Below are 12,271 nucleotides of genomic sequence, written 5' to 3' on the forward strand. Positions count from 1 at the left end.
GCTTGGCCACCGAACCGGTGCGCCGCCGGGAGCAGACCGCGGGCCGCGACCTGCGCTACCCGCCGCTGCCGGAGCCGCTCGTCGTCCCGGTCTACGACAACCACACCCACCTCGAAATCGCCGACGGCGACGAGGGGCTGAGCGTGGCCGAACAGCTCGACCGGGCCTCCAGCGTCGGCGTCCGCGGCGTCATCCAGGTCGGGGGGGACCTGGCGACGTCGCGCTGGTCGGCGGCGGCCGCGGCAGCCGAGCCGCGCATGCTCGCGGCCGTCGCCATCCACCCCAATGAAGCCCCGGTCTATGAGGCCGCCGGCACCCTGGACGACGCCCTGGCCGAGATCTCGGCCCTCGCCGCGCTGCCCCGGGTCGTCGCCGTCGGCGAGACCGGCCTGGACTTCTTCCGCACCGGTCCGGAGGGGCGCGCCGCCCAGCACCGGTCGTTCGAGGCGCACATCGAGATCGCCAAGCAGCACGGCCTCGCCCTGCAGATCCACGACCGCGACGCCCACGCCGACGTCATCGAGACCCTGCTCCGGGTCGGCGCCCCCGAACGCACCGTGTTCCACTGTTTCTCCGGAGACGCCGAGATGGCGAGGATCTGCGCCGACAACGGCTGGTACCTCTCCTTCTCCGGCACCGTGACCTTCAAGAACGCGGACGACCTGCGGGGCGCCCTCGCCGCGCTACCGCGCCGGCTGATCCTGGTCGAGACGGATGCCCCGTTTCTCACCCCCGTGCCCTTCCGCGGCCGCCCGAACGCCCCCTACCTTCTGCCGCACACGCTCCGCGCCATGGCCGACCACCTCGAAACGGATGTCACCATGCTCGCCGCCCAGATCTCCTCGAACACCGAGCTCGTCTACGGGCGGTGGGACGCCGAACCGGTGACCGCGCCCGACGCCGTGACCTCCACCCGGACCACCCCCCGGGGAGGCATCGCGTGACCGAACCGAGGCACGGCTACCCGGCGGGCGAGGAACCCGCGGCGCCGATGGTCGACCCGCAGGCCGGAACCGCGGACCCGGACGTCGACGCGGACCGCGTCCCGGGGCGTCACGCCGCCCCGGCCGAGCCGGCTCCGGTGGTCGAGGAGCCGGCCGAGCCGGCTCCGATGGTCGAGGAGCCGGTGGTCGAGGAGCCGGTGGTCGGGCGACCCCGCACCCTGCTCGGCCCCGCCGAGATCCGCGACCTCGCGGAGATGCTGGGCGTCAACCCCACCAAGAAGCTCGGCCAGAACTTCGTCATCGACGGCAACACCGTGCGCCGGATCGTCAAGGTCGCCGCCATCAGCGCCGCCGACACCGTCGTGGAGGTCGGCCCCGGCCTCGGTTCCCTCACCCTCGGCCTGCTCGAGACCGGCGCCCGGGTCGTGGCCGTCGAGATCGACGAACGTCTCGCCGAGCAACTTCCGCTCACCGTCGAGCTCATGCACGAGGGCGCGCCGCTGACCGTCATCCGTGCCGACGCGCTCAAGATCACCGAGATCCCCGACGCGCCGACCCGACTGGTCGCCAACCTGCCCTACAACGTGTCCGTGCCGGTGCTGCTGCACCTGCTCGAGCACTTCGCCTCGATCCGCGCCGGCGTGGTGATGGTGCAGGCCGAGGTCGGCGAGCGCCTCGCCGCCCCGCCCGGTTCGAAGGTCTACGGCAGCCCGAGCGTCAAGGCCGCCTGGTACGGACAGTTCCGCACCGCGGGCAAGGTCAGCCGCCAGGTGTTCTGGCCGGTCCCGAACGTCGACTCGATCCTGATCGCGTTCGAACGACGTGCCGTGCCGCTGGAAAGCGAGGAACTGCGCCTGGCCACCTTCGCCCTCGTCGACGGAGCCTTCCAGCAGCGCCGCAAGATGCTGCGGCAGTCGCTGTCCAGCGTGCTCGGCGACTCGGCGAGAGCGTCGACCATCCTGGCCGAGGCCGGGATCGACCCCACCGAGCGCGGCGAACAGCTCACCGTCGACGACTTCCTCGCGATCGCCCGCGCCTGGCGTTCCGGGGCACGAGAAGCCGATGCGGCTGGGCTAGGTTAGTCACATGACCAACGCGGCCGCATCTCCCATGGTGCACGCGAGGGCACCGGGCAAAATCAACGTCTTCCTCAAGGTCGGCGCCGTGCTCGAAGACGGCTACCACGAGGTGGCAACCGCCTACCAGGCGGTCTCCCTCTACGAAGACGTGCGCGCCTACCCGGCCGACGACTTCTCGGTCGAGTTCAGCGGATCGATCGACACCTCCGGCCTGGCCGTCGACGGCAGCAACCTCGCGATCAAGGCCGCCCGGGCGCTGGCCCGCAAGGCAGGCTTCCGCGGTGGTGTGCGCCTGTCCATCGAGAAGAACGTCCCGATCGCCGGCGGCATGGGCGGCGGGTCCGCGGATGCCGCGGCCACCCTCCTCGCCTGCGACGCCCTCTGGGGAACCGAGGCAAGCAGGGACGACCTGCTCGGCATCGCAGCCACCCTCGGCGCCGACGTCCCGTTCTCCTTCACCGGCGGCACCGCGATCGGCACCGGCCGCGGCGACCGGCTCAGCCCGGCCCTGGCCAAGGGCCAGTTCCACTGGGTCCTCGCCCTCGCCGAGTTCGGCATGTCGACGCCCGCCGTCTACAGCGAACTCGACCGGCACCGCGAGCGGCACGCCCAGGACATCTTCCCGGCCCAGCTCCAGCCCACCGTCGACGCCAACGTGCTGCAGGCGCTCCGCGCCGGCGACCCTGCCATGCTCGCCGAATCGCTGCACAACGACCTGCAGGCGCCGGCGCTGCACCTCGCCCCCGGACTGGCCCGGGTGCTCGAACTCGGCGAGGCGAACGGGGCGCTGGCGGGCATCCTCTCGGGCTCCGGCCCCACCGTGGCGTTCCTGGTGCAGGATGCCGACAGCGCCCTGGAGCTGCAGGTCGCGCTGAGCGCCTCCCGGCTGCACGTGGTGCGTGCCACCGGCCCGGTGCACGGCGCGCGCATCATCCACGACTAGCTTCCGTTTGCCGCGCGGGGCTCACAGCCACGCCAGCTAAACTCGAAAGCTATGGCACATTTGCTCGGGGCCGAGTCCCTGCACCTTGAATTTCCCACCCGCGTCATCTTCGACTCCGTCACCGCCGGTCTCAACGAAGGCGACCGCATCGGCGTCGTCGGCCGCAACGGCGACGGCAAGTCCACCCTTATGCGTCTGCTGGCGGGGCGGATGGAACCCGACGCCGGCCGCGTCACCCGTCGTCGCGGCGTGACCATCGGCATGCTCGACCAGGCTGACGACCTCGCCTCCGGCCAGACCGTCGGCCACACCATCGTCGGCGGGATCGACGAGCACGTCTGGGCGGGCGACTCCAAGGTGCGCGACGTCATCGCGGGTCTGGTTCGGGACATCCCCTGGGACGCCCTCGTCGACGACCTGTCCGGTGGCCAGCGCCGCCGGGTGGCCCTGGCCGCCGTGCTGATCGGCGACCACGACGTCATCTTCCTCGACGAGCCCACCAACCACCTCGACGTGGAGGGCATCGCCTGGCTGGCCGGCCACCTCAAGACCCGGTGGGCGACCAACTCCGGCGGGCTCGTGGTCGTCACCCACGACCGGTGGTTCCTCGATGAGGTCTGCAACATGACCTGGGAGGTTCACGACCGCCTGATCGAACCGTTCGAGGGCGGCTACGCGGCCTACATCCTCCAGCGGGTCGAACGCGACCGGATGAGCGCGGCCTCCGAGTCCAAACGGCAGAACCTGATGAAGAAGGAACTGGCCTGGCTGCGCCGCGGAGCCCCAGCCCGCACCGCGAAGCCCAAGTTCCGCATCGACGCCGCCAACGAACTGATCGAGAACGAGCCGCCGCCCCGCGACACCGTCTCGATGCAGTCGATGGCGATGCAGCGCCTCGGCAAGGACGTCGTCGACCTGATCGACATCTCGGTCAAGTTCGGCGCGAAGACCGTGCTGAACGACATCACCTGGCGGATCGCGCCCGGGGAGCGCACCGGCATCATGGGCGTCAACGGCGCCGGCAAGTCCACCCTGCTCAACCTCGTCGCCGGCACGCTCCAGCCGACCACGGGCACGGTCAAGCGCGGCAAGACCATCAAGGTCGCCGTGCTCACCCAGCAGCTCTTCGAACTGGACGACATCCAGAATGACCGGGTCAGCGAGGTCATCGGCCGCCAGAAGACGAGCTACATCGCCGGTGGCAAGGAGATCACCCCCGGCCAGATGCTCGAGCGGATGGGCTTCATGAGCGCCCAGCTGACCACCCAGGTCAAGGACCTCTCCGGCGGCCAGAAGCGCCGCCTGCAGCTGCTGCTGATCGTGCTCGACGAGCCCAACGTGCTCATCCTCGACGAGCCCACCAACGACCTGGACACCGACATGCTCGCGGCGATGGAGGACCTGCTCGACTCCTTCCCCGGCACCCTGCTCGTGGTCTCGCACGACCGGTACCTGATCGAACGCGTCACCGACAACCAGTACGCCGTGACGGAAGGCGCGTTCCGGCACCTCCCCGGCGGCGTCGACCAGTACCTGGAGATGCGCAAGCGCCAGGTCAGCGGCAACGACAAGCCGGCGGCCGCGAACGCGGCGAACACCTCGGGCGGCAAGGCGACCCGCAAGCTCGCCATCGGCGGCGCCGACCTGCGCAACGCCCAGAAGGAGCTTGCGTCGATCGACCGGAAGGTCGCGAAGCAGAACGCGCGGATCGCGGCGCTGCACGAGAGCCTCGCCACCCACGACCAGGCGGACTACGACGGGCTCGGCGCGCTCGGCACCGAGCTGCAGGGACTGGAGACCTCCATCGCCGGCTTCGAAACCCGCTGGATCGAACTCTCTGAGCTGATCGAGGGCTGAATCGCAGATGCTGTTACCGCGTGTGTCGCAGCGGCCCGCGCGGTGCAGCATCCGTCGATAGCCTAGAAGTGTGCCTCGCAATGCAGCGGCACAGACTCCCCACCTCGCCCGACGTGGTTTCCCTGTGCCCGAATTGCCCCGGCAGAAACTCCGAACACAGCAAAAGGGGAACCCATCGTGAAAAAGAAACTTCTGGCCGCCCTCGCGGTCCTTCCGCTCGTCGCCCTGCTCGCCGGCTGCTCAGGCGGCGCAGCGGACGCGTCCGGCTCCGCGGCATCCGGTGACGACAAGGTCGTGAAGATCGGCGTCGTCGGGGCCAGCGACCCGTACTGGGCCGTGTACACCAAGGCCGCCGCGGCCGAGGGGATCAAGGTCGAGGTCGTGGACTTCGCCGTGTTCGAGCAGCCCAACCCGGCGCTCTCCGCCGGCGAACTCGACCTCAACCAGTTCCAGCACATCGTCTACCTGGCCGACTACAACGTGTCCAGCAAGCAGGACCTCGTGCCGATCGGCGCCACCGCGATCTACCCGCTCGGCCTCTACTCGACCAAGCACAAGAAGGTCAGCGAGATCAAGAAGGGCGACACCATCGCCGTGCCGAACGACGCGAGCAACCTGGCCCGCGCCCTGCTCGTGCTGCAGTCGGCCAAGCTCGTGACGCTGAAGGACGGCGGCACGATCTTCTCCACCCTCGACGACATCGACACCGGCAAGTCCAAGGTCACCGTCACCGCGCTCGAGGCCTCGCTCACCGCGACCTCCCTGCCCGACGTGGACGGGGCGGTCATCAACAACGACTTCGTCGAGAAGGCCGGCCTCAAGTTCAGCGACGCCCTCGCTCAGGACGACCCGGCCGACCCGAACTCGCTGCCGTACGTGAACGTCTTCGCGGCCCGCGCCGAGGACAAGGACAACCCGACCTACCAGAAGCTCGTCAAGATCTACCAGACCACCAAGGCCGTGCAGGATGGCGTGCTCGAGGTGTCCGGCGGTTCGGCCGAACTCGTGCAGACCCCGGTCGCCGACCTCGTCTCCTCCCTCGCCAAGGTCGAGAAGGACACCAAGGCTCAGAAGTAGCCCCGCCCGGACCGCGGTCCGGTCGAGCGCCCGTTCCCCGCACGTCAGTTAGGACTCCCATGCCTGCCCCCAGCCCCGTCGTCGAGCTCCGTGACGTGAGCAAGGTGTACCCGCCCACGGTCAAGGGGGGTGCCGAGGTCGTCGCGATCGACGGCGTCAGCCTCACCGTCGACGCCGGCGACGTCTACGGCATCATCGGGTATTCCGGTGCCGGCAAGAGCACCCTCGTGCGCCTGATCAACGCGCTCGAACGCTCGACCAGCGGGGAGATTCTCGTCAACGGGCAGGACATCGCCCGGCTCCCCGAGCGGGAACTGCGCCCGGTGCGACTCGGCATCGGGATGATCTTCCAGCAGTTCAACCTGCTCGGGTCCCGCACCGTGGCCGCGAACGTCGGCTACCCGCTCGAGGTGGCCCGTCAGCCGAAGGACACGCGCAGGGCGCGCGTCGCCGAGATGCTCGATTTCGTCGGCCTCAGCGACAAGGCCCGCGCCTACCCCGACCAGCTCTCCGGCGGGCAGAAGCAGCGGGTGGGCATCGCCAGGGCCCTCGCGACCCAGCCGGGCATCCTGCTCGCCGACGAGGCCACCAGCGCGCTCGACCCGGAGACGACGCACGAGGTGCTCGACCTGCTCGGCCGGGTGAACAAGGAGTTCGGGGTCACCATCGTCGTCATCACGCACGAGATGGATGTCATCCAGACCCTGGCGACCAAGGTCGCCGTGATGGACCAGGGCCGGGTGATCGAACGCGGCGACGTGTTCGACGTCTTCTCGAACCCGCAGCAGCCGGCATCCGCCCGCTTCGTCTCCACCGTTGTGAAGGGTCTTCCCTCGGCGGGGGAACTGGCGGTGCTGCGTCACCGCCACCCGGGCCGGATCGTCACGCTGGCCTTCCGCGACAGCAGCGTCGACCAGGCCAGGGTGTTCGGCGAGTTCGCTGCCGCCGGCGTCACCTTCGAGGTCGTCTACGGCGGGATCAACGAGATCCAGGGCCGCTCCTTCGGGCACCTCACCTTGGCACTGACCAGCGCCGGCGGAGATTCGAGCATCGACGCCGTGCTCGACCGGGTGCGAACGCTCACGACCGTCACGGAGGTGCGCTGATGGATTCCCTGATCGCCCTCATGCCCGAATTCTGGAAGGCCGCGGGGGAGACCCTGTACATCGTCGGCTTCACGCTCTTCTTCGGCGGCCTCGGCGGACTGCTCGTCGGCCTCGGCCTCTACCTGACCCGGGCCGGCAGCATCCTCGCCAACAAGCCCGTCTTCGTGGTGCTCAACCTGTTCGTGAACATCGTGCGCCCGATCCCGTTCATCATCTTCCTCGCCGCGGCGCAGCCTCTGGCCCGGATGGTCGTCGGCACCGGAATCGGCAACAACGCGATCATCTTCACCATCTCGCTCGCGGCCTCCTTCGCAATGGGGCGGATCGTGGAGCAGAACCTGCTCACCGTGACGCCCGGGGTGATCGAGGCCGCCCGCAGCGTGGGGGCCGGTCCGCTCCGGATCATCTTCACAGTGCTGCTGCCGGAGGCGCTCGGCCCGCTCATCCTTGGCTACACCTTCATCTTCGTCGCCCTGGTCGACATGTCCGCGGTCGCCGGCTACGTCGGCGGCGGCGGCCTCGGAAACTTCGCCCTGCTCTACGGCTACCGCCAGTTCAACCCGGTCGTCACCTGGGCGGCGGTGCTGCTGATCATCGTGCTCGTGCAACTCGTGCAGTTCCTGGGCAACTGGCTGGCCCGGAGGGCCTTCCGCCGCTGACGCCCGCGACACCCGAACGAGGGGAGAGCGCCACGGACTGTTCCCTGCCCGGACCACCCTTGTTCACCTCCGCGTCACACGCGTCACCCAGGCCAGACACCCACCGGCTGGACAGTTCTCGCGGGGCAGAACGCCGACCCGTCGGCGCTGCCCCGTCTCCATTTGTCTTCATGCCCTGGGAGTCATCGTGTCACCGAGCCCGCTCATCGTGTTTTCAGCCTTCGAATCCACCGCCGACCCCCGGCTGCAGGGCTGGGCGACCTTCCGCCAGAGTGTCCAGACGGGGTCGTTCGCGACGGCGACCGCGCCGGAAGCCCCGGCCCGGCCTCGGGCACGGGCCCCCGGCGTTCCGACAGGCCACTCCGGGATCTGGCGCCTGCTCGCACCGAACAGCCGCGAATTGGGACGCAGCTCGTCCGTGTACGGTTCGTTCTCGGGCGCGCGCGCACACGTGCTGGAGCTCAAAACCGTGGTGGAGGACATGGTCGCGACGACGGTGACCGGACCGGTCGCCGGCACCCACGGCTGGATGATCGCGGTCGGCGGGGTCGTCGTCATGACGTCCGGGCGCTGGTACGGGGCCGGGTCCTCCAGCCGGGAGGCGGCATTCGGAACGATCGAAGCGTTCCGGAAGGCCGTGGTCGCGGAGGATGCGCGGTACAGCCCCGGCCCAGGGCGACGCGGAAATATGGTGCTCACTGAGGAGGAAAGAGCGTCGCTGTGGTGAGGGATGCCGCGGTGACTGCGAGCGCGGCCCCGCCGGCCGCCGGTCGGAAGCGTGCCCGGCATGCGTGAGCGGCTCGGCGTCTGGGCCTGCGCCCTCTCCATCCTCGCCGTCGGTGGCTGGATGATGGTCGGCGCACACACGCCGGAACCGTCCCCGTTCACCGTCGCTGTCGCAGCGGCGTTACCCGCCGCCGTGATCGTGCCCGGCACCGCACGGCCGGGCGTGGTATCCCCGGCCGCCGAGGGGCTCCAGCCTGCCGCCGCGGGCAGCGCGCCCGTTTCCCTGGAGACCGGCAACGCCGGTCTCGTCTCACCCGAGTGGGTCCGGGATACCGCCGCGGCGACCCTGATCCCCGAGCGGGCACTGCTCGGTTACGCCGGCGCAGCCCTCCGCATCGCGGCCGAAGTACCGTCGTGCCGGCTCGGCTGGACCACCCTCGCCGCCCTCGGCTCAATCGAATCCGGCCATGGCACGAACGCCGGATCCGCGCTCGCCGCCGACGGGGTGGACAGACCCGCAGTCTTCGGCCCGCTCCTCGACGGCGCAAGCTACGACGCCGTTGCCGACACCGACGGCGGCACCTGGGACGCCGCCGCCAACGCCGACCGGGCCGTCGGACCGCTGCAATTCATCCCCTCAACCTGGCGGGCGTGGGGCGCCGACGGCAACGGCGACGAGGTGACGGACCCCCAGCAGATCGACGACGCGGCCCTCGCCGCCGGGCACTACCTCTGCCACTACGGTGACCTGTCGCAGCCCGTCGACTGGCGCGCGGCCGTCTTCGCCTACAACCACGTCGACTCGTATGTCGACAGTGTCGCGGCAGCCGCGAACGCCTACGCAGCGCAGGCAGGGTGAGGAGGTGCCCGGCATGGCGTACGGACTGATCTCAGGACGCTTCCGCCTCGGCGAGCTGCTCGGAACCGGCGGCTCGGCCTCCGTGTTCGCGGCCGTCGACACCGAGAACGAATTCGGACGTCCGGTCGCCCTCAAGATCCTGCACCCGCACCTCTCCAGGGCCGCGTTGAGCAGGGAAGCGTTCTTCGCCGAGGCCACGGCGGCCGCGGTGCTGAGGCATCCGAACATCGTCGCGGTGCACGGCGTCGGCGTTCACGACCCTGACCGGGAACCGCTGGCCTGGATCGCGCTCGACCTCGCGCCGGGGGTGAGCCTGGCCGAATACGTCGAAAAATGGGGAGCGCTGCCCGTCCCCGACGCGCTCACCGTCGCGGCGGGAGTGCTCGCGGCGCTCGAGGCCGCGCACCTGGCGGGACTCATCCACCGGGACATCTCGCCCGCCAACATCATGATCGACCCTCAACACGACGGCACCCTGACAACGGCCGGCGTACTCCTGCTCGACTTCGGGCTCGCGGATGCCGCGGGCCGGCCTGCGCTCGGCGCGGATGTCGTGCGTACCCCCGCATCCGTGCGGGCGGTGCGCGGCGGTCCCCTGGCCGTGCTCGGAAGCGCCCACTACCTCGCTCCGGAGCAGGCCAGGGGAGAGAACGTCGACGAGCGAGGCGATGTCTATCAGCTCGGCGGCGTGCTGCACTTCGCCCTGACTGCCAGGCCACCGTTCCTGCGGGAGTCGACCGCGGCCGTGTTGCGCGCCCACCTGGACGCCCCGCCACCCGTGATGTCGGTGCTCCGGTCCGGCATCCCGCGGGGCGTGGACCGGATCGTCGTGCGGGCCATGCTCAAGGACCCGGCCGCCCGGTTCCAGTCCGCCGCGGAGATGGGAGCGGCTGTCGCCGAGCAACGCTCGGAGAGCGACGGGCGCGGTGACCGGCAGCGCCTGGGCGACCCGACCCGCACGACAGCATTCTCCACGAACAACACGACCGCCTTCGCCACCACGGATTCCGTCTCCGGGAACGACCTCACCCGCACCACCGTGCTCGTCCCTCCGGCGGCAGCGCCCGGACCGCCCCAACCGCCCACGACCCTGCGGCCGACCACGCTGCCGGCCGGGGCGCGTCGAACCGCGGCCCGTGCGCCCGGCGCCCAGGGCAGGGCCGGGCGGTCACGGGCCGGCAGTTTGGTGGCCGGGCTCATCGTCGCCGGCATCATCGCACTCGCGTGGGCCAACGCGTCCGACGACACCGCGCGATCGTCCGTCGCCGTGACCAGCACCCCGTCGGCAACGGCGACCCCGGTGGCAACCACGACCGCTCCGGCCACCCTCGCGCCCCGCGCATCCGTGCGGGTGCCCGAACTCACCTCCATGTCGCTCGCCGAGGCCCGGGCGGCCCTCGCGGGGTCCGGCCTCGAGGTGGGCCGGCTCGCGACCCAGGAATCGGTGCGCGCCGGCGACACGGTGCTTGGAGTCACTCCGGTACCGGGCTTGCGGGTGTCGCCCGGGGCGTCCGTCGACCTCGTCGTCGCCTCGGGGTCGAACGCCGTCCCGGAGGTGTCCGGAATGACATCGGGCGAGGCGATCGCAGCCATCCAGAGCGCGGGCTTCGTGACCCTGACCGAATCGCGCAGCGACGCCGCGAGGGTGCCCGGCACGGTGCTGGGCAGCGCGCCCGGCGCGGGAACCGTGTTGCGGCTCGGCACCGCCGTCACCGTGACCGTGGCGGCGGCGCCCACGCCGAACCCGGCACCGTCGACCTCCTCCCCGGCCCCGACGAGCGACCCCACGAGTACGCCGTCGACACCTCCGGCCAGCCCCGCGCCGTAGGGCTGAAAGCGCCGCCAAGACAACACACGGTGTCCACGTCTCGGTGGCGAAACCGACGCCCAATGTTCACCCGCGGACCCAACCATGTCATTCGGACGCGATGCCCTAGCTCACGTTCTTCCCGCATCGAGTCTGCCCGAGGACAACCATGTCAATCACGACCCTGCCTTCACCGCGCCCGGGGATCTCCCCGGACGGCGTGGAGGCACCCGCCGACCAGGACGCCCCGCGGCGATCCCTGGATTCGCGGCCGTCGGTCTCGGACACCGTCTTCCGCTCGGTCGCCTTCGGCTCCGGCGCGATCACTGTGGCCATCATGCTCGCCGTCGGGGTCTTCCTCTCGATCCGGGCCTCCGATGCCCTCGGCGTCGCCGGCCTCTCCTTCCTGACCGAGCAGGAATGGTCGCCGGAGAGCAAAACCTTCGGCATCGCCTCAGTGCTGTTCGGCACGATCACGATCGCGCTGATCGCCATGTGCGTGGCGGTGCCGCTCGCCCTCGGCACGGCGCTGCTCATCTCCGAGGTGGCGGTGGGCAGGATGCGCGCCACGCTGGTCACCCTCGTGGACCTCATGGCGGCGGTGCCGAGCGTCGTCTTCGGCCTGTGGGGAGTCTTCTTCCTCCAGGCGAACGTCATCCCGGTCGCCACCTGGATCTCGACCTACTTCGGCTGGATCCCGTTCTTCCGGGTCACGGATGCCACCGGCAACGCCCTCACCGAAGCCAGCGCTTTCACGTCGTCGGCCTTCATCGCCGGCATCGTCGTCGGCCTCATGGTCGTCCCCACCCAGACCTCGGTGATGAGGGAGGCCTTCTCCCAGGCACCCGTCGGGGAACGGGAGGCTGCGTTCGCCCTGGGGTCGACCCGCTGGGGGATGATCCGGGCCGTCGTGCTCCCGTTCGGCCGCGGCGGCATCATTGGCGGCACCATGCTCGGCCTCGGCCGCGCACTCGGAGAGACCATCGCGGTGTACATGATCATCTCGCCGATCTTCACCATCAACTGGGAGGTGCTCAAGACGGGCACGAACTCGGTGTCGGCCCTGATCGCCCTGCGCTACGGCGAGTCCAGCGCCTTCGGGCTGTCGGCTCTCATGGCCGCCGGGCTCGTGCTCTTCCTGATCACCCTGGTGATCAACTTCTCCGCGTCGTCGATCGTCGCCCGATCCCGCTCCGGGGCAGAGAGCAGCTGAC

Annotated in this window: 11 protein-coding genes; all 11 read left to right on the top strand. The window is 70.2% G+C overall.

What is annotated here, in order from left to right; translation table 11 throughout:
- Positions 1–2 precede the first annotated feature (2 nt).
- The 11 genes from E3O32_RS16020 to pstC all read left to right on the top strand — a co-directional run bounded on the left by E3O32_RS16020 (position 3) and on the right by pstC (position 12,270).
- On the top strand, positions 3–944 hold the full coding sequence (locus E3O32_RS16020) for a TatD family hydrolase (RefSeq protein ID WP_134510829.1): 942 nt from the start codon (positions 3–5) through the stop codon (positions 942–944).
- A 167-nt stretch (positions 945–1,111) separates the two neighbouring features.
- Positions 1,112–2,026, top strand: a complete 915-nt coding sequence (rsmA, locus tag E3O32_RS16025) for a 16S rRNA (adenine(1518)-N(6)/adenine(1519)-N(6))-dimethyltransferase RsmA (protein WP_134510885.1) — start codon at positions 1,112–1,114, stop codon at positions 2,024–2,026.
- Between the two features lie 4 nt (positions 2,027–2,030).
- Positions 2,031–2,966: a 4-(cytidine 5'-diphospho)-2-C-methyl-D-erythritol kinase gene (locus tag E3O32_RS16030; protein ID WP_134510830.1), complete on the top strand. Its 936-nt coding sequence runs from the start codon at positions 2,031–2,033 to the stop codon at positions 2,964–2,966.
- Between the two features lie 51 nt (positions 2,967–3,017).
- Positions 3,018–4,823, top strand: a complete 1,806-nt coding sequence (locus E3O32_RS16035) for an ABC-F family ATP-binding cassette domain-containing protein (RefSeq protein WP_134510831.1) — start codon at positions 3,018–3,020, stop codon at positions 4,821–4,823.
- A 177-nt stretch (positions 4,824–5,000) separates the two neighbouring features.
- The gene (locus E3O32_RS16040) at positions 5,001–5,900 is read left to right on the top strand and encodes a MetQ/NlpA family ABC transporter substrate-binding protein (protein WP_134510832.1); all 900 of its coding nucleotides are present in this window, start codon (positions 5,001–5,003) and stop codon (positions 5,898–5,900) included.
- A gap of 59 nt (positions 5,901–5,959) precedes the next feature.
- The gene (locus E3O32_RS16045) at positions 5,960–7,006 is read left to right on the top strand and encodes a methionine ABC transporter ATP-binding protein (protein WP_134510833.1); all 1,047 of its coding nucleotides are present in this window, start codon (positions 5,960–5,962) and stop codon (positions 7,004–7,006) included.
- A complete protein-coding gene (locus tag E3O32_RS16050; protein ID WP_134510834.1) occupies positions 7,006–7,665 on the top strand; it encodes a methionine ABC transporter permease in 660 nt (219 codons plus the stop codon). The genes E3O32_RS16045 and E3O32_RS16050 overlap by 1 nt, the downstream gene beginning before the upstream one ends.
- A gap of 187 nt (positions 7,666–7,852) precedes the next feature.
- A complete protein-coding gene (locus E3O32_RS16055; RefSeq protein WP_134510835.1) occupies positions 7,853–8,392 on the top strand; it encodes a hypothetical protein in 540 nt (179 codons plus the stop codon).
- 60 nt (positions 8,393–8,452) lie between these two features.
- Complete coding sequence (locus E3O32_RS16060) at positions 8,453–9,250, top strand: lytic transglycosylase domain-containing protein (RefSeq protein WP_134510836.1); 798 nt, start codon at positions 8,453–8,455, stop codon at positions 9,248–9,250.
- Between the two features lie 13 nt (positions 9,251–9,263).
- Entirely contained in the window at positions 9,264–11,078 is a 1,815-nt protein-coding gene (locus E3O32_RS16065) for a protein kinase domain-containing protein (RefSeq protein WP_166790880.1), read from the top strand.
- A gap of 148 nt (positions 11,079–11,226) precedes the next feature.
- A complete protein-coding gene (gene pstC, locus E3O32_RS16070; protein WP_134510838.1) occupies positions 11,227–12,270 on the top strand; it encodes a phosphate ABC transporter permease subunit PstC in 1,044 nt (347 codons plus the stop codon).
- Position 12,271: the final 1 nt, after the last annotated feature.

The organism is Cryobacterium mannosilyticum (assembly GCF_004402705.1).
In the GTDB taxonomy this organism is placed as follows: domain Bacteria; phylum Actinomycetota; class Actinomycetes; order Actinomycetales; family Microbacteriaceae; genus Cryobacterium; species Cryobacterium mannosilyticum.

Bases quoted from the DNA above. Each gene is read 5' to 3' on its own strand.
- rsmA (WP_134510885.1), top strand. From the start codon at position 1,112: ATGGTCGAGGAGCCGGTGGTCGAGGAGCCGGTGGTCGGGCGACCCCGC.
- E3O32_RS16035 (WP_134510831.1), top strand. From the start codon at position 3,018: ATGGCACATTTGCTCGGGGCCGAGTCCCTGCACCTTGAATTTCCCACC.
- E3O32_RS16060 (WP_134510836.1), top strand. From the start codon at position 8,453: ATGCGTGAGCGGCTCGGCGTCTGGGCCTGCGCCCTCTCCATCCTCGCC.
- E3O32_RS16045 (WP_134510833.1), top strand. From the start codon at position 5,960: ATGCCTGCCCCCAGCCCCGTCGTCGAGCTCCGTGACGTGAGCAAGGTG.
- E3O32_RS16065 (WP_166790880.1), top strand. From the start codon at position 9,264: ATGGCGTACGGACTGATCTCAGGACGCTTCCGCCTCGGCGAGCTGCTC.
- E3O32_RS16050 (WP_134510834.1), top strand. From the start codon at position 7,006: ATGGATTCCCTGATCGCCCTCATGCCCGAATTCTGGAAGGCCGCGGGG.
- pstC (WP_134510838.1), top strand. From the start codon at position 11,227: ATGTCAATCACGACCCTGCCTTCACCGCGCCCGGGGATCTCCCCGGAC.
- E3O32_RS16030 (WP_134510830.1), top strand. From the start codon at position 2,031: ATGACCAACGCGGCCGCATCTCCCATGGTGCACGCGAGGGCACCGGGC.